The organism is Pseudomonas sp. Colony2 (assembly GCF_019382755.1).
Taxonomy (GTDB): Bacteria; Pseudomonadota; Gammaproteobacteria; order Pseudomonadales; family Pseudomonadaceae; genus Aquipseudomonas.
The window spans coordinates 6,305,586-6,326,552 of record NZ_CP080030.1 but is presented as its reverse complement, the minus strand read 5'-3'; the positions used below and the strand labels follow the sequence as shown (position 1 = coordinate 6,326,552).

General features: G+C 62.9%; 19 protein-coding genes. 9 read left to right on the top strand and 10 right to left on the bottom strand.

Annotation, left to right across the window (positions count from 1 at the left end):
- The 4 genes from JV201_RS25730 to JV201_RS25715 form a co-directional block, all read right to left on the bottom strand.
- Positions 1-551, bottom strand: a 551-nt coding sequence (locus JV201_RS25730; protein WP_134327361.1) for a tetratricopeptide repeat protein, incomplete at its 3' end; no start/stop codon positions are given.
- Between the two features lie 225 nt (positions 552-776).
- On the bottom strand, positions 777-2,060 hold the full coding sequence (gene hemL / locus JV201_RS25725; protein WP_003215470.1) for a glutamate-1-semialdehyde 2,1-aminomutase: 1,284 nt from the start codon (positions 2,058-2,060) through the stop codon (positions 777-779).
- 17 nt (positions 2,061-2,077) lie between these two features.
- Positions 2,078-2,701 carry a thiamine phosphate synthase gene (thiE, locus tag JV201_RS25720; RefSeq protein ID WP_177045757.1) on the bottom strand — a complete coding sequence of 208 codons (624 nt, stop codon included), beginning with the start codon at positions 2,699-2,701 and terminating at the stop codon, positions 2,078-2,080.
- A gap of 18 nt (positions 2,702-2,719) precedes the next feature.
- Positions 2,720-3,517, bottom strand: coding sequence for a hydroxymethylpyrimidine/phosphomethylpyrimidine kinase (locus JV201_RS25715; protein WP_219406184.1), 798 nt, complete (start codon positions 3,515-3,517; stop codon positions 2,720-2,722).
- Between the two features lie 286 nt (positions 3,518-3,803).
- Between JV201_RS25715 and JV201_RS25710 the strand changes: the two genes are divergently transcribed.
- The 4 genes from JV201_RS25710 (at position 3,804) to JV201_RS25695 (ending at position 10,310) form a co-directional block, all read left to right on the top strand.
- Complete coding sequence (locus JV201_RS25710) at positions 3,804-6,182, top strand: hybrid sensor histidine kinase/response regulator (protein ID WP_008436587.1); 2,379 nt, start codon at positions 3,804-3,806, stop codon at positions 6,180-6,182.
- A gap of 88 nt (positions 6,183-6,270) precedes the next feature.
- A complete protein-coding gene (locus JV201_RS25705; RefSeq protein ID WP_219406183.1) occupies positions 6,271-7,923 on the top strand; it encodes an acyl-CoA dehydrogenase family protein in 1,653 nt (550 codons plus the stop codon).
- Positions 7,924-8,097: 174 nt separating this feature from the next.
- Positions 8,098-9,597: an AMP nucleosidase gene (amn, locus tag JV201_RS25700; RefSeq protein WP_172834544.1), complete on the top strand. Its 1,500-nt coding sequence runs from the start codon at positions 8,098-8,100 to the stop codon at positions 9,595-9,597.
- A gap of 71 nt (positions 9,598-9,668) precedes the next feature.
- A complete protein-coding gene (locus JV201_RS25695) occupies positions 9,669-10,310 on the top strand; it encodes a pseudouridine synthase (RefSeq protein ID WP_029616066.1) in 642 nt (213 codons plus the stop codon).
- Here the strand turns inward: JV201_RS25695 and JV201_RS25690 are convergent.
- Positions 10,305-10,514: a DUF2788 domain-containing protein gene (locus JV201_RS25690; RefSeq protein WP_026077819.1), complete on the bottom strand. Its 210-nt coding sequence runs from the start codon at positions 10,512-10,514 to the stop codon at positions 10,305-10,307. The two genes, JV201_RS25695 and JV201_RS25690, sit on opposite strands and share 6 nt — an antisense overlap.
- A 228-nt stretch (positions 10,515-10,742) precedes the next feature.
- The gene (locus JV201_RS25685) at positions 10,743-11,222 is read right to left on the bottom strand and encodes an Lrp/AsnC family transcriptional regulator (RefSeq protein WP_003194418.1); all 480 of its coding nucleotides are present in this window, start codon (positions 11,220-11,222) and stop codon (positions 10,743-10,745) included.
- 414 nt (positions 11,223-11,636) lie between these two features.
- Between JV201_RS25685 and JV201_RS25680 the strand changes: the two genes are divergently transcribed.
- Positions 11,637-12,764, top strand: coding sequence for a DUF6515 family protein (locus JV201_RS25680; RefSeq protein WP_102604764.1), 1,128 nt, complete (start codon positions 11,637-11,639; stop codon positions 12,762-12,764).
- Here the strand turns inward: JV201_RS25680 and JV201_RS25675 are convergent.
- Together JV201_RS25675 and JV201_RS25670 are read right to left on the bottom strand one after the other, a co-directional pair.
- The gene (locus JV201_RS25675) at positions 12,761-13,654 is read right to left on the bottom strand and encodes a cation diffusion facilitator family transporter (RefSeq protein ID WP_219406182.1); all 894 of its coding nucleotides are present in this window, start codon (positions 13,652-13,654) and stop codon (positions 12,761-12,763) included. The two genes, JV201_RS25680 and JV201_RS25675, sit on opposite strands and share 4 nt — an antisense overlap.
- A 15-nt stretch (positions 13,655-13,669) precedes the next feature.
- Positions 13,670-14,089: a hypothetical protein gene (locus tag JV201_RS25670; protein WP_008436591.1), complete on the bottom strand. Its 420-nt coding sequence runs from the start codon at positions 14,087-14,089 to the stop codon at positions 13,670-13,672.
- A gap of 250 nt (positions 14,090-14,339) precedes the next feature.
- Here JV201_RS25670 and hrpB point away from each other — a divergent pair, with 250 nt between their 5' ends.
- Positions 14,340-16,847: an ATP-dependent helicase HrpB gene (gene hrpB, locus JV201_RS25665; protein ID WP_219406181.1), complete on the top strand. Its 2,508-nt coding sequence runs from the start codon at positions 14,340-14,342 to the stop codon at positions 16,845-16,847.
- Positions 16,848-16,985: 138 nt separating this feature from the next.
- On the opposite strand, the gene JV201_RS25660 is transcribed toward hrpB, so the two are convergent.
- Positions 16,986-18,074 (bottom strand): endonuclease/exonuclease/phosphatase family protein, encoded by a 1,089-nt coding sequence (locus JV201_RS25660; protein WP_219406180.1) that lies wholly within the window; start codon positions 18,072-18,074, stop codon positions 16,986-16,988.
- 40 nt (positions 18,075-18,114) lie between these two features.
- Positions 18,115-18,774, bottom strand: a complete 660-nt coding sequence (locus tag JV201_RS25655; protein ID WP_003215498.1) for a YciC family protein — start codon at positions 18,772-18,774, stop codon at positions 18,115-18,117.
- Between the two features lie 179 nt (positions 18,775-18,953).
- Between JV201_RS25655 and JV201_RS25650 the strand changes: the two genes are divergently transcribed.
- The 3 genes from JV201_RS25650 to JV201_RS25640 all read left to right on the top strand — a co-directional run bounded on the left by JV201_RS25650 (position 18,954) and on the right by JV201_RS25640 (position 20,966).
- Positions 18,954-19,724 carry a DUF2076 domain-containing protein gene (locus tag JV201_RS25650; protein WP_008436594.1) on the top strand — a complete coding sequence of 257 codons (771 nt, stop codon included), beginning with the start codon at positions 18,954-18,956 and terminating at the stop codon, positions 19,722-19,724.
- A 129-nt stretch (positions 19,725-19,853) separates the two neighbouring features.
- Positions 19,854-20,330, top strand: a complete 477-nt coding sequence (locus JV201_RS25645) for an NYN domain-containing protein (protein ID WP_003215502.1) — start codon at positions 19,854-19,856, stop codon at positions 20,328-20,330.
- A 24-nt stretch (positions 20,331-20,354) separates the two neighbouring features.
- The gene (locus JV201_RS25640; protein WP_219406179.1) at positions 20,355-20,966 is read left to right on the top strand and encodes a PolC-type DNA polymerase III; all 612 of its coding nucleotides are present in this window, start codon (positions 20,355-20,357) and stop codon (positions 20,964-20,966) included.
- Position 20,967 lies beyond the last annotated feature (1 nt).

The following is a 20,967-nucleotide window of genomic DNA, read 5'->3' as shown; positions in this document are numbered from 1 at the left end:
GGCAGCGGCGAAAACGGCGAGCTGCCATCTGCGCTCTGCAGTTCCTGCAGGTAGTTGCGGAAAATCTGTCCCAGCACTTGGGTAGCCACTTCCAGTTCGTCGCGCTGCATGTGTTCGGCCACTTCGTCGGCCGTGTCCAGTGCATCTTCGGCGCCGTTCACCGCCGCCATTTTCAGCACGATGTACGCCTGGACGTTATTGGCCGGTACGCCTTCGCCGTGGAAAAACATGGTGCCCAGCTGGAATTGCGCCTGCGCGTGGCCCTGCAACGAGGCTTTCTCGAAGTAGCTCAAGGCTTTGTTGAGGTCGCGTGCGGGGTTTTTACTGTCGTAGAAGTACTCGCCCAACTCGTATTGCGCCTGCGCATCCCCGCCTTCGGCCTGTTTCTGGCACGCGCTCAGGGCTTCGGCCTGGCTTTCCGGCTGGGTATTGAGGGTGCAACGACCCATCGCTGGGATTAACAACGAGTTGCCGCCTGCCTGGGCATACGCCAGCAGCGGCTGAAGGAGCAACAGGCAGCCCAGAACCAGGGTGCGGCCGGTGCGTTTCATGGGAATCGACTTACCTCTGACGGGGCGCGGGACCCACGGGGGGATCCAATAAGCGCGCATTATGAAATAAGCAGGCACCTGCTTACAAAGTCTTTACTCGTTTTTCTGCTGCGTGGGCAAGTTATCTGCCGGATTGCAGGTGAATTCTCGAAAAAAGACGGAAATGCCTGTAAGCAAAGTAGCAAATCTGACGCCGCCAGGGGCGACGTCGGATTTTTGCGCCGCTTATTTCAAGGCGGCGAAGGCGCGCTCGGCGGCATCGAGGGTCAGTTTCAGCTCGGCATCACCATGGGCGATCGAGGTGAAGCCGGCTTCAAAAGCGCTCGGGGCGAGGTACACGCCACCTTCCAGCATCAGATGGAAGAAGCGCTTGAACAGGTCGGCATCGCTGCCCATCACATCGTCGAAGGTGACGATGTCGTCAGCGCCGCTGAAGTACAGGCCGAACATGCCGCCCGCCTGGGTGGTCACGAACGGAATGCCGGCGGCATCGGCGCGCTGTTGCAGGCCGTCCAGCAGGCGAGTGGTGTAGTCGGTCAGCTCGGCGTGGAAGCCCGGGCGGCTGATCAGGCGAAGGGTGGTCAGGCCGGCGGCCATGGCCAGCGGGTTACCCGACAGGGTGCCTGCCTGGTACACCGGGCCCAGCGGCGCGATGTGTTGCATGATTTCGCGCTTGCCTCCGAAGCAGCCCACCGGCATGCCGCCGCCGATGATCTTGCCGAAGGTGCTCAGGTCCGGCGTGACGCCGTAGTAAGCCTGGGCGCCGCCGAGGGCAACGCGGAAGCCGGTCATCACTTCATCAAAAATCAGCACCACGCCGTGCTTGTCGCACTGTTCCCGCAGGCCTTCCAGGAAGCCCGGCGCCGGCGGCACGCAGTTCATGTTGCCGGCCACCGGCTCGACGATGATGCACGCCACTTCCTGGCCGACTTCGCTGAGCATCTGCTCGACGGCAGCGATGTCGTTGAACGGCAGGGTCAGGGTGTGTTTGGCGAACGCGGCCGGCACCCCGGCGGAGCTCGGTACGCCCTGGGTCAGCGCACCGGAACCGGCCTTGACCAGCAGGCTGTCGGAGTGGCCGTGGTAGCAGCCTTCGAACTTGATGATGCTGTCGCGGCCGGTAAACCCACGGGCCAGGCGAATCGCGCTCATGGTGGCTTCGGTGCCGGAGCTGACCATCCGCACCATCTCCATGGAGGGCACGATGGAGCACACCAGGTCAGCCATCTCGGTTTCCATGGCGGTCGGTGCGCCATAGGAAAGGCCGTGTTGCAGCTGCTGGCGCACCGCGTCCAGTACTTCCGGATGGCTGTGGCCGAGGATCATCGGGCCCCACGAACCCACGTAGTCGACGTAGCGCTTGTCATCTTCGTCGGTGACGTAGGCGCCTTCGGCATGCTTGAAGAACAGTGGGGTGCCGCCAACGCTCTTGAACGCTCGCACGGGAGAGTTCACACCGCCGGGGATGTGTTTCTGGGCATTGGCAAACAGGGTTTCGGAACGGGACATGATCGTGTTCTCTGAATTCAAGATTTTAGAAGATCGTTGAAAGCGCGGGCGCGGCGCGTGACTTCCTGGGGGCTGTCGGCACCAAACAGGCCGTGGACCACTGCCAGCAAGTCGGCACCGTGGGCCACCAGCGGCTCGGCGTTTTCCAGGGTGATGCCGCCGATCACGCAGATCGGCAGGTGCAACCGCGCGCGGGCCTGGGCCAGCAGTTCAACGGTGGCTGCCGGCGCGCCGGGCTTGGTGTTGGAATTGAAGAAGCGGCCGAAGGCTACATAACTTGCACCTTCGCGGGCAGCCTGCTCGGCCAGTTCGATCTGGCTGTGGCAGGTGGAGCCGATGATCGCCTTGGAACCGAGCAGCGCACGGGCCGGGGTCAGCGGGCCGTCGGTCTGGCCCAGATGCACGCCGACGCCGAGGCGTGCGGCCAGTTCGGCGTCATCGTTGATGATCAGTTGGGTCTTGTAGCGCGAGCACAGCTCCCGCAGTTTTTCGGCTTCCCGCAGGCGGCGCGCTTCGTCGCTGCTTTTATCGCGGTATTGCAGCAGGGTCACGCCACCGTCCAACGCCGCTTCGACGTAGGCCAGGAACTTGCCGGCCAACAGTTGGCTGTCGGTAATGGCATAAAGGCCACGTAGTTTCATCGGGCAGGCCTCTTGGTGTTACGAGCAGAAATCCAACGGCAGACGACGAGGCACGAATTGCCCCTGGCCGAGTTGTTCAGCGTCACGCAGGGTGCGCCAAGTGTAGTTGAGGGCCGATTGCACCGCGCTGACCAACCCTTCGCCTTGTGCCAACCGACCGGCCAGCGCGCTGGCCAGGGTGCAGCCCGAACCGTGATAGCTGCCGGGCAGGCGCTGGCAGGTAAAGGTCTGGTGCGTGCCGTCGCGGCTGTAGAGGCGGTTGTGCACTTCGTGCTCGTCGCCATGGCCGCCGGTGATCAGCAGGTGCTTGATGAACGGCAGCAGTTTCGCTGCGCATTCGTCCGCCGTGCCCTCGGGCAATTCGGCGAGGATGCGTGCTTCAGGCAGGTTGGGGGTGGCGATCATCGACAGCGGCAACAGCCGCTCGCGCATGGCGTAGCCGACCTCGTCCTTGCCCAGGCTGCCGCCGCCGCCGGCGCGCAGCACCGGGTCGCAGACCACCGGCAAATGCGCGTGCGCCTTGAGCAGTTCGACCACGGTGTCGACCATCTCCAGGGAACCGAGCATGCCCAGTTTCACCGCGGCCACTTCGGAGTCACCGAGCACGGCGTTGGCCTGGGCCAGCACCCACTCGCGATCCAGCACGCGGAAATCGCTGACGTTGACGGTGTTCTGCACAGTCAGCGCGGTGACGGCCGGGGCCGCATGACAGCCCTGGGCGAGCAGGGCTTCGATATCTGCCTGCAAGCCGGCGCCACCACTGGGATCATGGCCGGAGAGACAGAGGACAACGGGGCGAGAGCTGTAGATATTCATGGTGCGCGAGCTTACCACCAAACGCTTTTTGGGTGGCTGTCGGGCGATGGTTGAATTTTTAGCGGAGGGGACGGCGGAAGTGGCTGTTTGCTATCATCGTGAAATACAGGTCAAATGCCCTGTAATGCCCGCTCTAGAGCCTTTCAAAAAATTATTTCAATGGTGTCTTTTGGCCTGTAATGGCTATGCTAGAGTGGATTCAAACCAATAACTGTATCGCCGGTTTACGTCTGCTCAAAAGGAATGGAGGCTTTTGACATAACCGGACAGGTCACGCTGGGGCTCTATGCGCTATTTGCTGATGTTACTGTTGACCGGGCTGCCGATGCTGGCCGGCGCAGTCGAGTTCAACGAGACCACCACGCGGTTGCCCCTGGGCCAAGTGATGCAAGTCCTTGAGGACCCCAGTGGCGCCCTGACCATTGGCGATATCAGCTCGCCGGTCCTCGCCAGTCGTTTCAAGACCCACGACAAAGCCACATTGAATGCCGGCTATTCGCGCTCGGTGTTCTGGCTCAAGGTCGATTTGCATTACCGCGCACAGCGCCCGGATGCCCCGCGCCGCTGGCTGCTGGAACTGGCTTACCCTCCGCTGAACCAACTGGAGCTCTACGAGCCTGACAGTGTCGGCAACTATCGACTGGTGTCGCGCACCGGCAGTATCCTGCCGTTTTCCAGCCGCGAAATCCGCCAGAGCAACTACCTGTTCAAGCTCGACTTCGTCCCTGGCCAGCAGGAAACCCTGTACCTGCGCCTGCAAAGCCAGGGCTCGATCCAGGCACCGCTGACCCTCTGGTCCACCACCGCGTACCTCGAAGAACAGCCATTGCGCCTGTACGTGCTGGGTGTGATCTACGGCGTGTTGCTCGGCATGCTGATCTACAACCTGTTCATCTACCTGAGCGTGCGCGACACCAGCTACCTCTATTACATCCTCTATATCGCCTCGTTCGGCCTGTATCAGCTGTCGGTGAACGGCGTCGCCGTGCAGTATTTCTGGCCGAATAACCCGTGGTGGGCGAACGCGGCGGTGCCCTTCCTGATCGGTTCGGCGGCGCTGTTCGGCAGCCTGTTTGCCCGCAGTTTCCTGCACACCGCGCTTTACAGTCGCTGGATCAACCGGCTGTTGCTGGCCCTGGCGGTCAGCGGCGGGGTGGTGATGGTGCTGGCATTGTTCACCAGTTATGCGCTGGCGCTGCGCCTGGCCACCGCCCTGGCGCTGGTCTTTACCGTGACCATCTTCGTCGCGGCCATCAAGGCCTGGTATTGCGGCCAGCGCATGGCGCGCTACTTCATCATCGCCTGGACCGCGTTCCTGCTGGGCGGTGTAGTCAATACGATGATGGTGCTGGGCTACCTGCCCAATGTGTTCCTCACGATGTACGCCAGCCAGATCGGCTCGGCACTGGAAGTGGCCTTGCTGTCCCTGGCGCTGGCCGACCGGATCAATTCGATGCGCGAGCAACAGGCGCAAATCCTGTTCGACGCCAGCCAGAAACTCGAAGTGCTCAACACGCAACTGGCCCACAGCAACCAGCTCAAGGATGAATTCCTCGCCACCTTGACCCACGAGCTGCGCACGCCGATGAACGGTGTGATCGGCTCCCTGGAATTGATGCAGACCGAGCCGCTGCCAGGCGACCTCGCGCAGTACCATCAAACCGCCTCCGGTGCGGCCCGCGAGATGATGCGCATGGTCAACGGCATCCTCACCCTCACCGAATTGCAGGCCGGGCGCCTCAGCCCGCAACCCCAAGTGTTCAGCCTGCGTGGGCTGCTCGACACCTTGCGCCAGCAGTTCGCGGCCAGCGCCCAGAACAAAGGGTTGGCGTTCTCCATTGATCTGGCAGAAGACCTGCCGGACCGCATCAACGGTGATCCCGGCAAGCTGGCGCAGTGCCTGGATTGCCTGTTGGACAATGCCTTCAAGTTCACCCACGAGGGCTCGGTGCGTGTGCGGGTGGTCGGTGTGCCCCAGGCGGACGGAACGCTGCGCCTGACCTTCATTGTCACTGACACCGGCATCGGCTTCGCCTACCTCGATGAGGCGACCCTGTATCAGCGCTTCTTCCAGCTCGATGGCTCGACCACTCGCCAATACGGCGGCATGGGCATTGGCCTGGCGATCTGCCGGCAATTGATCGAGTTGCTCGGTGGGCGCCTCACCCACAATTCCGAGCCGCGGCGCGGCAGTCGCTTCCAGCTGGAACTTGCAGTCAGCCCCGTCCAGCCAGAACCGGCTGCCGTGCGGCGAGTACCGCAGGCGCAACGCACGCCGCAGGAGTGCACGGTGCTGCTGGTGGACGACAACAGCGTGGCGCAACTGGTGGTGCGCGGCATGTTGCTCAAGCTCGGTTATCGGGTGAAAACCGTCGACAATGGGCCGGCCGCCCTGGCGTTGCTGCAGAGCCAAACCTTCGACGCAGTGTTGCTGGATGTGCCCGAGGGCGGCTTTTCGCTGTGCTGCCAGATCCGTGCGTTGCCCGGCTGTGGTGAGCTGCCGGTGATCGCCTTGAGCACCTCGTTACAAGCCCCGGAACGCGAGCGCTGCCACGGCGTGGGTATCACCGACCGAGTGGCCAAACCGGTACGTTTCGAGGCCCTGCAACGGGTGCTGCAACTGCGGTTGTTGCATATGGTTGAGGGTGAAAGCGCCGCCAATTAGGCGTTTATGCCACTTTTTTAACCCGGGTGACGGTGCTTAACTGAAATTCAGGCCTCAATGAACGTGGCCTTTTTTCAGGAGGCCCGTCATGCACCTGCACCAGTTCGCCGAAACCCACGACGTCACCAACCAGCCACCGTCCCTGGACGGCACCAACCTGTACCGTATCGACTTGCCGCTGCAAGACTGGTCCCGGCGCTTCGGCGCCGGCTGGGCCGAGCAGCGCATCGACACCTATGGTGCGCTGGCGGGCGGGCCGCTGATGGAAGCCGGGTTCCTGGCCAACCAGAACAAACCGGTGTTCAACAGCCATGACCGGTTTGGCCATCGCATCGACCTGGTGGAGTTTCATCCGGCCTACCACGAGCTGATGCGCACCGCCGTCGAACACGGCCTGCCGTCGTTGCCGTGGGCCCATCCGCAATCCGGCGCCCATGTGGCCCGCGCGGCGATGACCTACCTGCACAGCCAGGCCGAAGCCGGCACCGGCTGCCCGCTGACCATGACGTTCGCCTGCGTCCCGGCCCTGCGCCTGCAGCCAGACCTGGCTGAAACCTGGCTGCCGAAAATCCTCGCCACCGAATACGACCCGCGCAACGTCGGCATCGCCCACAAGGCCGGCGCCACCATCGGCATGGCCATGACCGAGAAACAGGGTGGCACCGACGTGCGCGCCAACACCACCCGCGCTTACCCGGTGGGCGCCGGCGGCCCGGGCCAGGCGTATGAGCTGGTGGGGCACAAGTGGTTCTGTTCGGCGCCGATGTGCGATGGCTTCCTCACCCTGGCCCAGACCGACAAGGGCCTGACCTGTTTCCTGCTGCCCCGGCACCGCCCGGATGACACCCGCAACGAGTTCTACATCCAGCGCCTGAAAAACAAGCTCGGCAACTGCTCCAACGCTTCCAGCGAAGTGGAGTTTCGTGGCGCGCTGGCCTGGATGATCGGTGAAGAAGGGCGCGGCGTACCGACCATCATCGAGATGGTGGCGATGACCCGCTTCGATTGCATGGTCGGCTCCAGCGCCCTGATGCGCCAGGCGCTGACCCAGGCCAGCCATCATTGCGCTCACCGCCTGATAGGTGGCCGGGTGCTAAGCGAGCAACCGTTGATGCAGAACGTACTGGCCGACCTGGCCCTGGAAAGCGAGGCGTCCCTGGCCTTGAGCATGCGCATGGGGCGCGCGCTGGACCATCTGGATAACGAACAGGAAGCCAAATTCGCCCGGCTGGTGACGGCGGTGGGCAAGTACTGGATCTGCAAGCGCGCTCCCGCGATGATCAACGAAGCCGCCGAGTGCATGGGCGGTGCGGGGTATGTCGAGGACAGTATCCTGCCGCGCTTGTACCGTGAGGCGCCGGTCAACTCGACGTGGGAAGGTTCCGGCAATGTGCAGTGCCTGGATGTGCTGCGGGCCCTGTCCAAAGAACCGGGCGTATTGGAGGCGCTGTTTGTCGAGCTGGGGGATGGTCATGGCCACAAGCACCTGGCGCGGCATATCGAGCAGTTGAAGTCGGCGTTCATGGACACCCAGGACATCCAATACCGTGCCCGGCAATTGACCGAGGACATCGCGGTGGCGTTGCAGGCCAAGCTGCTGCTGGAGGCGGGCAATGCCAGTGTGAGTGATGGCTTTATCGCCAGCCGACTGGGCGAGTCGTCGGGCCGGGTCTATGGCACCTTGCCGCGCGGTGTGGATGTGGAGGCCATCGTCGCCCGGTCGACACCTCCTTTTTCCTGAATGAAYRCGGKCAAAATGTGCGAGCGGGCTTGCTCGCGAAGGCGGTGGATCAGCCAATACATGTGCTGACTGACCTAGCGCTTTCGCGAGCAAGTCGAATCGTCGCACCGCCGCTCCCACATTATTGATCGCATTCCAATTCCGGTGTTCCAGTGCGCCAGGGATACAGGCAAGATGAAGGCCTGCAAGTCAGAACACAGGATGCTTACCGTGACCGAAGCTTTTGTTGTCGTTCAAACCGCCGAAGAAGCCGTGGATCGGCTGGCGGCTCTCCATGAGCGTGCCACTGGCGCGCTCAATCAAGCCCTCAAGCGCTACCTCAAAGACCGCGTCGAACCCGACGCTGAACAACGTGCGATGTTTCGCTACCCGGAACTGCGCCTGACCTACCTGGTGCAGGGCGAAGTCCCACAGACCACCCGGGCGTATGCCAAGGTTCAGTTGCCGGGGACCTACAGCGTCACCGTCACCCATCCGTCGGCCTTCCGCAAATACCTGCTGGAGCAACTGGTGCCGTTGATGCACGACTTCACCGTGACGGTGGAAGTGGGCGTCAGCCAGCAGAACATTCCCTACCCGTACGTGGTGGAGCAGGGTGACGAACTGGCCGGCTCCGGTGTGACTGCCGCCACGCTGGCGCGGGTGTTCCCGAGTACCGACCTGTCTGCCGCCACCGATGGCATCGCCGACGGCCTGTACGACTGGGAAAACACCGACCCGCTGCCATTGGCATTGTTCGATGCCGCCCGCGTCGACTTCTCCCTGCGCCGCCTGGTGCACTACACCGGCAGCGACTGGCGCCATGTGCAGCCGTGGATTTTGCTGACCAACTACCACCGCTACGTTGACCAGTTCATCGTGCATGGCCTGGAACAGTTGCGCAGCGACCCGCGCTTTATCCGCATGGTGCTGCCGGGCAATGTGATCATCGACAAGAGCATGGACCACGGCGAAGCGTCTGCCATTGCTGCCGGCGTGGTCTGGCACCGTTATCAGATGCCGGCCTACCACTTGCAGGCGAGCGACGGCCATGGTGTGACCCTGGTGAACATCGGCGTTGGCCCGTCCAATGCCAAGAACATCACCGACCACCTCGCCGTATTGCGTCCGCATTGCTGGCTGATGATTGGTCACTGCGGCGGGCTGCGCCAATCCCAGACCATCGGTGACTACGTGCTGGCTCACGCCTACATGCGTCGCGACGGGATTCTCGACCGGGTAGTGCCGCCGAACATTCCGATCCCGGCCCTGGCCGAAGTGCAGATGGCCTTGCAGCAAGCCGCGGCCAACGTCACCGGCGAGAAAGGCGAAGAGCTGAAAAAGCGCCTGCGCACCGGCACCGTGCTGACCTACGACGACCGCAACTGGGAGCTGCGCTGGGCCCAGGAACGTCCGCTGATCAACCTGTCCCGCGCCGTGGCCGTGGACATGGAAAGCGGCACCATCGCCGCCCAGGGCTACCGCCTGCGGGTGCCGTACGGCACGTTGTTATGTGTGTCGGATAAACCGCTGCACAGTGAGATCAAGCTGCCGGGATCGGCCAACGCGTTCTACGAGCGTGCGGTCAGCCAGCACTTGAAGATCGGCATCGAGGCGGTGGATCTGTTGCGCACCGAACTCAACTCGTTGCACTCGCGCAAACTGCGCAGCTTCGACGAGCCGCCGTTCCGCTAAACGGTTGGGATGGTTATTTAACGGTCAGGCCACTAGCATTGTCGGTCCTGACCGTTAGATGTTTCTTTGCCATGTCCCGTCCTGCCCGTCCTGTTTCCCGCCGCCCTGGTGTGAAAAGTCCGCAAACTTCGTCAGCCCCGCGTCGTGTCGCCAAGGCGCCACCGGCCGAGCCCAAGTTGATCCTGTTCAATAAACCCTTCGATGTGCTGACCCAGTTCAGCGATGAAGGCGGGCGGGCGACCCTCAAGGATTTCATCGACATCCCCGGCATTTACCCGGCCGGGCGCCTGGACCGTGACAGTGAAGGCCTGTTGCTGCTGACCAACGACGGCCAATTGCAGGCGCGCATCGCGGACCCCAAGCACAAATTAGCCAAAACCTATTGGGTGCAGGTGGAAGGCGAGCCGACCGAGGAACAGCTGCAACGCCTGCGCGACGGCGTGGAACTCAACGACGGCATGACCCTGCCCGCCGAAGCCCGGCAACTGGACGAGCCGCAGTTGTGGCCGCGCAATCCGCCGGTGCGGTTTCGCAAAAGCGTGCCGACCCATTGGCTGGAGTTGGTGATTCGTGAAGGGCGTAACCGCCAGGTGCGGCGCATGACGGCCGCCGTAGGCTTGCCGACGTTGCGTCTGGTGCGGGTGCGGATTGGTGACTGGTCGATCGACGGCCTGGACCAAGGCCAATGGAAAGAAGTGCCGGCGCGCTTATAAGGCGCCGGACTCGATCAGGCCGATCACCACGCTCTTGATGATGAACGCGGCAACGCCCAGGCCCAGCACGAAGAACAGGATCATCGAGCCAAAGCGCCCGGCCTTGGATTTCTTCGCCAGGTCCCAGACGATAAAGCCCATGAAAATGATCAGGATGCTGACCAGGCCGGTCATCATCCATTCTTCAAACACGGCGGGATCAATCGAGTTCATCGGGTTGTTTCCGGCTGGGGCAGGGCGCCGATTATACGCCAGGGCAATCGGCGCGACATTGACCTGCGTCGGTCTGCCGCAGACTTACCACCCTGCGGGAACACAGTCAAAATGTGGGAGCGGGCTTGCTCGCGAATGCGGTGGATCAGTCAGCACATTCGGTGCCTGGCACACCGCATTCGCGAGCAAGCCCGCTCCCACATTTGTTCCGCGCTGGTCTTAAGTGCGCAGGTGGGTCAGCGGCAGCTCGGTGCTGTTGAGCACCTGGTTCAGCACAAAGCTTGAACGCACGCTGGTGACGCCTTCGATGCGGGTCAGGTGGCCCAGCAGCAACTTCTGGTAGTGATCCATGTCTGGCACCACCACTTTCAGCTGATAGTCGGCGTCCATCCCGGTCACCAGGCTGCATTCCAGCACTTGCGGCAAGGTGCGGATGGCCGCTTCGAAGTTCTCGAAACGTTCGGGGGTGTGTCGGTCCATGCCGATCAGCACGTAGGCCGTGAGACTCAGGCCGAGCATCTTGCGGTCGAGCAAGGCGACCTGGCGGGCGATGTAGCCGTCGTCTTCGAGTTGCTTGACCCGGCGTGAGCACGGCGAAGGCGACAGGCCGATGCGCTCGGCCAACTCCTGGTTGGAGATCCTCGCGTCGCGCTGCAATTCCGCCAAAATACTCAGGTCGTATCGGTCAAGTTTGCTCATGGGGCTGGCCTTTGTCGTAACTATTGCGGTGAATTATCTATCCAGGGTTAAAAATTGCGCAAGCACTGTTTATTGACGCAATCTTCGCAATCATCTGCCCGAGGCCGAGGCGTAGAGTTATCAACAGAATCACTGCCCGGACATACAGTCCACTGCAGCCCGCCAATAAGGCCGGCTGCGGCCGCCAACCCCACAGGGTTGCCCCGGCCCCCGGGCTGCACACTGTCCACAAGACGGCGTGAGGTGAGCCAACGTCAAAAGCGTTGAGCCAGGACGAAGTTCTCAAGGGGCGACCGACGGGTCGCCCCTTTTTATTGCCTGCGAAAATACTTCTCGTGACTGATAACCTCTCGCAGAACCGGGCCCCGGTTTTCCAGTCTTACGTGTAGGCCCTAATCCGCAGTGAGGAATAGCATGAAGCGCATCTGGCGTTTGGCAGGTGTTGGTTTGCTGATGATGAGCGTTGGTGCGCAAGTGATGGCCGACGACCCGCCACGCCAGGAAGGCGGTGGTCAGCATGAAAGAGGCCCGGAAGGGCATCCAGGCAATAATCAGCCTCGGCCGCAGAACAACCAACCGCGACCACAAAATAATCAACCGCGTCCTGAAGCCCCTCGGCCCGAGAACAATCAGCCGCGTCCGCAGAATCAGCATTTCGAAAACAATCAGCCACGGCCGCAGAACCAGAATGTCGAGCGCCCGAATGGGGGTGGCCAGTGGCAAGGTCGTCCACAAGGCAACCAGCAGCAACCGCCGCACCCGGCGCCGCAGCCGGCCAATAACCTGCCGATCCAGGGTCGCCCGGATACCGTGCGCCAGACCCAGGAACCGCGTCAGGGCAATTACCAGGACATCCCGCGTCGCAACGACGGCAACCAGCATTGGCAGGCCGGCAATGGCGGCCAGGGTGGCCCGGGCCGGCCCGGCTTCAACGGGGGTAACGGCGGTGGCAATAACCACCCCAACGATCACCGCTGGCCAGGCCGCCCTGACGGGCACGGCAATGGCTGGGGCCCAGGCCCGCAATACCGTCCGGGTTACATCGTCGACCGCTTCCCCGACCGCAATTACCGCGTGCCGTATCGCGGCCAGGACTACTTCTTCTCGGGTGGCTACTGGTATCGCCCACAAGGCCCGCGCTATGTCGTCGTGACGCCGCCTTACGGGATTCGCGTGCAATACCTGCCCGACTACGCGCGGGAAGTGTGGGTGGGCAGTGCGCTGTTCTTCCTCGCCGCCGGTGCCTATTACACCTACGAAGAAAGCAGCCAGCAGTACGTTGTGGTGCAGCCGCCACCCGCCGCGCCAGCGCCGCAACCCGTGCCCCAGGGCAATGGTTATGACGTGGTGGCTTACCCGGCCAACGGCCAGTCACCGGCGCAGGTCCAGCAGGACGGTTACGACTGCTATCGCTGGGCGGTGCAGCAAAGTGGTTTTGACCCAAGGACCGTCACCTACGCCCCCGACCCGGCCGTGGTGCAAACCTACCGCCAGGCCCAGGGCAACTGCCTGAGCAGTCGCGGGTATCAGGTGCAGTACTAGGCCTTCTCGCCCTTGACCACTTCCTGCGGGTCTGCGTGCACCAGCACTTCGGCTCGCGGGTAGGCTTTGTGGATGGCATCGGCGGCTTGATCGCTGATGCCGTGGGCTACGGACAAACTCAATTCCCCCGGTAACTCCAGGTGCAACTGCACGAACCAGTGGCTGCCGGAAATCCGCGTGCGCAGGTCATGGGCACCCAATACACCGGGCACGCTGCACGCCAGTTCCAGCATGTGCTGGCTGACATCCGGCGGCAGTTCCTCGTCCATCAGCACCGAAAAACTCTCCCGGGCGATCTGGATGGCGCTCCACAAAATGTAGGCCGCGATGCCCAGGCCGAACCAGGCGTCCACCTGATGAAAACCAAACGCCGCCAGCACCAGCGCCACCAGGATGCTGCCGTTGAGCATCATGTCTGAGCGATAGTGCAGCGAGTCGGCGCGGATGGCGTTGGAGCCGGTTTCGCGGATCACCCGGTATTGCAGGATCAGCAGCGCCGCCGTCAACGCCAGGGACAGAACGATCACGCCAATACTCAGCCATGGCGCGCCCACAGGTTCCGGATGCTGCAAACGCTGGAACGCCTGGAAGGCGATCAACACCGCACTGCCGGCGATGAACAGCGCCTGGGCCATGCCCGACAGGGATTCCGCCTTGCCATGGCCATAACGATGATCGTCATCGGCCGGGCGCAACGCGTAGTGCACGGCCAGCAAGTTGAGCAACGAGGTAACGCCGTCGAGCAGCGAGTCGGTCAACCCGGCGAGCATGCTCACCGAGCCGCTGAGCCACCAGGCGATGGCCTTGGTCACAATCAGCACACAGGCCACGCCGACGGAAGCGCGGGTGGCCAGGCGCAACAGCCGGGCGTGTTCGGGACTGGTGGTCATGGGGCGGGTCAGTCCTTAAGCGGCGGGTTGCAGGCCCAGGGTGGCGAGTTGTTGCACGCTGCCCTTGAACTGGATCATGCGCGGGTCGTCCAGCGGCAGGTTATGCCCGGTTTCTTTCTGGATGATGGTTTGCAGCTTGGCGTTGTCGACATTGCCGTCGGCGCCGATGGCTTGCTGGAGTTTTTCCGGGGCCACCTGGGCGGTCTTGCCAGGCTCGAAGTAAATCGCGCCGGTGGCGAAGTCGACACCAAAGGCGATCAGGCCCGGGATCACGTAGAACAGCAGGCCGACCGCGTCGAGCACGGCAATTGCCGGGTCGATCTTGCCGTCGATCTGGCCCCGGCGGTCGGGGTAGAAAATCGAGCCGCAGGCCGTCAACTGGCTCAGCAGGGTGACGGCCAGAACACCGCCGATGACACGGGAAGCAACACGCATGGGACTCTCCTTGAACATAATGAAAGTGACTATAAGCCAGTCTACAAGGCGACGATGATCAAATGTGGGAGCTGGCTTGCCTGCGATGGCGGTGGTCCAGTGTCAGGTGTGTTGGCTGACACTCCGCTATCGCAGGCAAGCCCGCTCCCACCGTTGACCGCATTCCAGTCAGTACGGGGCCGTGTCGTTGAGACCACCACCGACACCCGGCAGTTCGCCGTTATACTCGCCGCTCTGCTTTGGAGCCAGTATGAATTCGTTGCCAATCGATGATGTTTTACCTGCCCTGCGTGACGCCCTGGCGACGCGCCATGAAGCCGTGCTCGAAGCACCGCCCGGCGCCGGTAAAACCACACGGGTGCCATTGGCGCTGTTGAATGAACCCTGGCTGGCCGGGCAAACCATCCTGATGCTCGAGCCCCGCCGCCTGGCCGCCCGTGCAGCGGCAGAAAGGCTGGCCAGCGAGTTGGGAGAAAAGGTCGGCGAAACCGTCGGCTACCGCATTCGCCTGGACAGTAAGGTCGGCCCCAACACCCGTATTGAAGTAGTCACCGAAGGCATCCTCACCCGTCGCCTGCAGGATGACCCGGCACTCGACGGCGTGGGTTTGTTGATCTTCGACGAGTTCCACGAACGCAGCCTGGACGCCGACCTGGCGCTGGCCCTTAGTCTCAATGGTCGAGACCTGTTTCGCGACGAGCAGCCACTGAAGATCCTGCTGATGTCCGCCACCCTGGAAGGCGAACGCCTGGCCGGGTTGCTGGACGACGCGCCGATCCTGCGCAGCGAAGGGCGCATGTACCCGGTGCAGATGCGCTGGGGCCGGCCATTCCAGCCCGGTGAATTTATCGAACCGCGGTTGGTGCAGACCATCCTTGAAGCCCTGCATGATGAAACCGGCAGCGTGCTGGTGTTCCTGCCGGGGCAGGCCGAGATTCGTCGGGTTAATCAGCAATTGGCTGACGCGCTGGGCGATAACCCCGAGGTGCTGCTATGCCCGCTGCACGGCGAACTGGACCTGGCCGCCCAGCGCGCCGCCATCGACCCGGCGCCCGCCGGCCAGCGCAAAGTGGTGCTGGCCACCAACATTGCCGAGACCAGCCTGACCATCAACGGCGTGCGCGTGGTGATCGACGCCGGGTTGGCGCGGGTCCCGCGTTTCGACCCGGGCAGCGGCATGACCCGTCTCGACACCCAGCGCATCTCTCGCGCCAGCGCCACCCAGCGTGCCGGCCGGGCAGGGCGACTGGAGCCGGGGGTGTGTTATCGGTTGTGGTCCGAGGACCAGCATGAAGGGCTGGCGGCGTATTCCAGTGCGGAAATTCTCTCGGCGGATCTTTCCGGTTTGGCCCTGCAATTGGGCCGCTGGGGCGTGGCGCCTACTCAGTTGGTATGGCTCGACGTTCCGCCCACCGCGGCTTATGCACAGGCCCAGGATTTGCTCGAGCGCCTCGGAGCGTTGAGCGATACCAAGCTGACCGCCCACGGCCAGAAAATGGCCGGGTTGCCGGCGCACCCGCGAATCGCTCATTTGCTGCTGCGTGGTCAGGATCTGGGCCTGGCGAGCATGGCCTGTGACGTGGCGGCACTGTTGGGTGAGCGCGATATCCTGCGTGGTGCCGGTGCGGATTTGCACAGCCGCCTGGCCCTGTTATCCGGTGAAGAAAAGGCCCGTGGCACCCAGGGCGGCGTGCAGCGTGCCCGGCAACTGGCGCGGCAATACCGTGGCTATTTAAGAGGCAAGGCAGAGCAGCCGGTGGCTGATCCCGATCATCCGCGCTGGCTCGGAGCCTTGCTGGCGCTGGCCTACCCGGACCGCGTCGCCCAGCAACGGCGGGCGGGCGGTGCCGAATACCGCCTCGCCAACGGCCGTGCCGCGTTGTTCGCCGAAGCCGACAGCCTGATGAAACAACCCTGGCTGGTGATTGCCGATCTGGGCAGCCGCCAGGGCCAGCGTGAAGAACGGATTTACCTCGCGGCGGATTTTGATCCGGCGCTGTTCGACTCGGTGTTGGCCGAGCAGGTGCGTAATGTCGACCAGCTTGACTGGGATGAGCGCGAAGGCGTGCTGCGGGCCGAACGCCAGCGCAAGGTCGGCGAACTGGTGCTCAGCCGCGAGCCGCTGACCGGCCTCGACGAATCCGCCCGCAGCCAGGCGCTGGTCAACCTGGTGCGGCGCAAAGGCCTGGAACTGCTGCCCTGGACCCCGGATCTGCGCCAATGGCAGGCGCGGGTGATGCTGCTGCGTGGTCTGGATAGCGGCAAGGCCAGTGAATGGCCGGATGTCAGCGACAGCGCCTTGCTTGCCAGCCTGGAACACTGGTTGATGCCTTACCTGGGCAAGGTGTCGCGCCTGAGCCATTTCGCCAATCTGGATATTTCCAGCTTCCTGCATAACCTGCTGCCGTGGCCGTTGCCTGCGCGGTTGGACGACTTGGCGCCGCACCATCTGAAGGTGCCGTCGGGCTCGTCGGTGCGGCTGGACTACAGCGAGCAGCCGCCGATTCTGGCGGTGCGCTTGCAGGAATTGTTCGGGCTGGCGGACACCCCACGGATTGCCGGCGGGCGGCAGGTGGTCAAGCTGCACCTGTTGTCGCCGGCCAGACGGCCCGTGCAGGTGACGCAGGACCTGGCGAACTTCTGGCGCAGTACTTACGCCGAGGTGAAGAAGGATTTGAAGGGGCGGTATCCGAAGCATTACTGGCCGGATGATCCGTTGATTGCTGAACCGACTGCCCGGATCAAGCCGAGAAAGTAAGTACATCGCAGATCTAATGTGGGAGCTGGCTTGCCTGCGATGGCATCACCTCGGTCTGTCGGATAGACCGAGGYGCCTGCATCGCGGGCAAGCCCGGCTCCCACACAAGCCAGCTCCCACACTGTTTCGCCGCGTGGCTTACTGCGCGGCGGGCAACAGGAACCGCGCAATCACCGGCAAATGATTGGAGATACGCACCGTATCGCTCTGGCGCACCTTGCTCTCAACCTTCTTGATGCGCGAGCTGTGGAACAGGTAATCCAGCGTACGGTCCGGCCCCTCTACGGTTGGGTCATTCGGGAAATACGTCAGCCACTGGTCCCGGTCAATCCCGCTGGATTGGCTGTTGCTCGGGATCATCGGGTACTTTTCCCACAGCAGGTGCAGCTCACTGTCCGGCGAGTATTGCCCGCGCTTGCCGGGGTCCAGGCGCAGGAACTGTCCCAGCGGCAGCAGGTTGAAATCCCCACCCATCAGCCATGGCGTGCCACGGCTCTCGAATTTATCCACCAGCTTGACGGTCGCCTGCACCTGTTCCAGCACGGCGTTGTGCCCGGGGGCCGCGCCGTCCAGGCGAGTATTGAGCACGGCCAACTGGCCGCCATCGCTCAACGGCAGGTAGGTCAGCAATAACGCGGGCTTGGGCTGGAACTGACGGCTGATCAGGTCGGCGCGTGCCACCGGCAATTGCAGGCGCTCGGCGTGTTCGATCTGGTAGCGGCTCATGGTCACCAGCTTGCGGCCGACGCTGCCGAAGATATGCAGGTCGGGCACGAAGTCGGCTTTCCAGTCGAAGGCCTGGGCGCTGCACGGGTAGAGGTCGGCCAGGCGCTCCTGGAGCAAGGCCAGTTGGTCCTGGTAGCTGGAAGGCTTGGCGCCTTCGTCGACTTCCTGCAACAGCAGGATGTCGGGCTGCTCGTCGCGGATCACCCGCGCCACTTCGTCGAGGCTTGAAGCCATGTCTTCAACGGTCGGGCGGTCGTCCGGGCCGCTGCCGTCCGGGGTGTCGTACCAGAACACGTAGTTCTTGCCCGCCAGGTACTGCACGTTCCAGGTCATGACCTTTAGCGCCTGCCCAGGCAGCAGGGTCGGCGCACGGGGCGCGACGCAGCGGATGGGCAGGGTTTCCTTGTCGGCAGGGCGCCAGGTCAGGCTGTAGATCAAGCCGGTCAGCAGGGCCGCGAGGATCAGCAGGCCCAGCAAGGTAATGCGCAGTAGTCGGGTCATCGGCTCGGCTTATGGCGTTGCAGGACAGGCCCGGAGCATATCACCGCGCGTCGGCGTCGCCACCAATCAACATGAACAGGCGGAACAACACCACGCTGGTGAACAGTTGCAGGAAGCTCTGTGCGCTGTCGATCAGCAGGCCCAGCAGCGGGTTCGGGTCCGGATAGACCGCCACGCTGGCGCCCTTGAGCAACCACAGCGGGGTCATCACGCACAGCAGGCACACCAGGATCCGCCAGAAATGCCCACGGGTCAGGCGCAGGCTTTCCTTCATGGCCGACAGCGCCGACATGCCCCGCAGCACCAGCAGGTATTCGGCGAAAGCCAGCACCACCATCAGCCACAGGCCGGGCAGGAAATACAGCGACAGGCCCAGCAGGATCAGCAGCGTGCTGATTGCCGTCAGCAGGGCAAAGCGCGGCCACAGGGTCAGGGCCATGGCCAGCACATCCAGGGTGCGCGGCGATTCACCCCGGGTGCGGGCGTCGAGGAACAGGATCAGTGCGCCGGTGTACAACGGGTACACCAGCAGCCCGATCACCACGCTGTAACCGGGAAACGCGTCTGGGCCGAGCGTGTGGTCGAGCACCTGTTGCAGCAGGGCTTCGAGGATCACCAGTGGCAGGCACAACTGCACGATGGCGCCCAGGTTGCGCTTGAAAAAGAAGAAGGAGTCGCGCAATACGTCTAACGGATTCATCAGGGTCTTCACAGGCCGAAAAGCAAGGGCGTTACTTTAACCGATCATGAGCAGATGCAAGCAAACGTAAACCTTGCGTAAAGACCATTGAAACAATCAGCAACAGCCCCATAACTGGGTTGTACCTTGCACATCGTGCGCAAGGCGAAGATTTCTACCGGCAATCTAACGAGGTCGCCATGAACAGCGAAGAACAAACCCTGATCGACGGACTGTTTTCACGGTTGCAGCAAGCCGAAACGGACTCAGCCCCCCGCGACGCCCAGGCTGAAGCGCGGATCAAGGAACACGTCACTCGCCAACCGGCCGCTGCGTACTACATGACCCAGTCGATTCTGGTGCAAGAGCACGCGATCAAGAGCCTCGATGCGCAGAACAAGCAGCAGGCCCAGCAGATCCAGGAGTTGCAGGACCAACTGCAACAGGCCAGGTCCCAGGCGGCGCAGCCTGCACCGAGCAGTGGCGGTTTCCTGTCGAGCATTTTCGGCGGCGGTTCCCGTGACCCGCAGCCGACCCAGAGCGCACCTGCGTCGTCGGGCGGTGGCTGGCGTGAACCAGCGCGTCCGTCGTTTGGCGGGCAACCTGCGCCGCAGCAGAACTACGGTGCTCCCCAGCAGAACTATCAGCAGCCCCAACAGGCACCCGCAGCGCCGATTGGCAGCGGTTTCCTCGGCGGCGCCCTGAAAACCGCAGCTGGCGTGGCCGGTGGTGTGATGCTGGCAGAAGGCATCAGCAGCCTGTTCAGCCACAACTCGCAACAACCGCAAGTGGTTGAAGAGATCATCCGCGAAGAGCCGGCACCGGCCAGCGACAACGGCAACTGGGGCAACGACGACCAGAAATATGCCGGCAACGACAGCTGGGGCAGCGACAACGCCTCCGACAGCTTCGCCGACAACGACTATTCCGACGACTCCTCCTCCTTTGGCGACGACGATTCCTTCGTCTGACCCACACTCAACCGGGGCGCTTCGTCGCCCCGGGCTGATTTTTCTCGGAAACTCCCTTGTGGCTGGCATACTGGCAACCTTTCCGGGCCCTTGAGTCCGGGGTCCATGCGCGTGTCATGAGGATTTGCGGTGAAAAAGATAGCCGTGTTCGCCGATGTACAAAACCTCTACTACACCGTGCGCCAGGCGTACGGCTGTCACTTCAACTACGCCGCCCTGTGGGCTGATATCAGCCAGCGCGGGCAGATTGTCGAGGCGTATGCCTATGCCATCGACCGTGGCGACAGCAAGCAACAGCAGTTCCAGCAGATCCTGCGCAACCTGGGTTTTACCGTGAAGCTCAAGCCTTACATCCAGCGCAGCGACGGCTCGGCCAAGGGCGACTGGGACGTGGGCATCACCATCGACATCATGGACGCCGCCGCCCATGTCGACGAAGTGGTGCTGGCCTCCGGCGACGGTGATTTCGACATGCTGCTGGACCGCATCATCAGCAAGCACGGCGTCGAAGCCGTGGCCTACGGCGTGCCGGGGCTGACGGCCAACTCATTGATACGCGCCGCCAGCCGCTACGTGCCGATTGAAGGCGCGTTGCTGCTTAAATAGATTTTTGACGGAGTTGGAACAGGTTTGGAACGTATAGCGGTCATCGACTTTGAAACCACCGGCATCCAGCCGAGCAGCAGCTGCCGGGCCACGGAAATCGCCGTGGTCATCCTGGAGCAGGGCCAGATCGTGGACCGCTACCAGAGCCTGATGAACGCTGGTGTGCGTGTGCCGGGGTTTATTGAGCAACTGACCGGCATCAGCAACGCCATGTTGCGCACCGCACCGTCGGCGGAGCGGGTGATGAACGAGGTGAACGAGTTTGTCGGCACCACGCCGCTGCTGGCCCACAACGCCGCGTTTGACCAGAAGTTCTGGGATTTCGAGCTGGGGTTGATCCGGCGTACGCGTTTGCAGAAGTTTGCCTGTTCGCTATTGCTGGCGCGACGCTTGATGCCGGCGGCGCCGAACCACAAGCTGGGTACCCTGACCTCGTTTGCCCAACTGCCCCACACCGGCAAGGCTCACCGGGCGATGGCGGACGCGGAGATGGCGGCGAACCTTACCGCTCACCTGGCCGAGGAACTGCGGCGCACCCACGGGTTGCGGGAGTTGTCACACGAATTGCTGTGCAGCTTGCAGAAGGTTCCGGCGGCGAAGATCAATGATCATCTGAAGAAGCATCGCGCGTTCTAAC

Bases quoted from the DNA above. Each gene is read 5' to 3' on its own strand.
- hemL (WP_003215470.1), bottom strand. From the start codon at position 2,060: ATGTCCCGTTCCGAAACCCTGTTTGCCAATGCCCAGAAACACATCCCC.
- thiE (WP_177045757.1), bottom strand. From the start codon at position 2,701: ATGAAACTACGTGGCCTTTATGCCATTACCGACAGCCAACTGTTGGCC.
- JV201_RS25715 (WP_219406184.1), bottom strand. From the start codon at position 3,517: ATGAATATCTACAGCTCTCGCCCCGTTGTCCTCTGTCTCTCCGGCCAT.
- JV201_RS25710 (WP_008436587.1), top strand. From the start codon at position 3,804: ATGCGCTATTTGCTGATGTTACTGTTGACCGGGCTGCCGATGCTGGCC.
- JV201_RS25705 (WP_219406183.1), top strand. From the start codon at position 6,271: ATGCACCTGCACCAGTTCGCCGAAACCCACGACGTCACCAACCAGCCA.
- amn (WP_172834544.1), top strand. From the start codon at position 8,098: ATGAAGGCCTGCAAGTCAGAACACAGGATGCTTACCGTGACCGAAGCT.
- JV201_RS25695 (WP_029616066.1), top strand. From the start codon at position 9,669: ATGTCCCGTCCTGCCCGTCCTGTTTCCCGCCGCCCTGGTGTGAAAAGT.
- JV201_RS25685 (WP_003194418.1), bottom strand. From the start codon at position 11,222: ATGAGCAAACTTGACCGATACGACCTGAGTATTTTGGCGGAATTGCAG.
- JV201_RS25680 (WP_102604764.1), top strand. From the start codon at position 11,637: ATGAAGCGCATCTGGCGTTTGGCAGGTGTTGGTTTGCTGATGATGAGC.
- JV201_RS25675 (WP_219406182.1), bottom strand. From the start codon at position 13,654: ATGACCACCAGTCCCGAACACGCCCGGCTGTTGCGCCTGGCCACCCGC.
- JV201_RS25670 (WP_008436591.1), bottom strand. From the start codon at position 14,089: ATGCGTGTTGCTTCCCGTGTCATCGGCGGTGTTCTGGCCGTCACCCTG.
- hrpB (WP_219406181.1), top strand. From the start codon at position 14,340: ATGAATTCGTTGCCAATCGATGATGTTTTACCTGCCCTGCGTGACGCC.
- JV201_RS25660 (WP_219406180.1), bottom strand. From the start codon at position 18,074: ATGACCCGACTACTGCGCATTACCTTGCTGGGCCTGCTGATCCTCGCG.
- JV201_RS25655 (WP_003215498.1), bottom strand. From the start codon at position 18,774: ATGAATCCGTTAGACGTATTGCGCGACTCCTTCTTCTTTTTCAAGCGC.
- JV201_RS25650 (WP_008436594.1), top strand. From the start codon at position 18,954: ATGAACAGCGAAGAACAAACCCTGATCGACGGACTGTTTTCACGGTTG.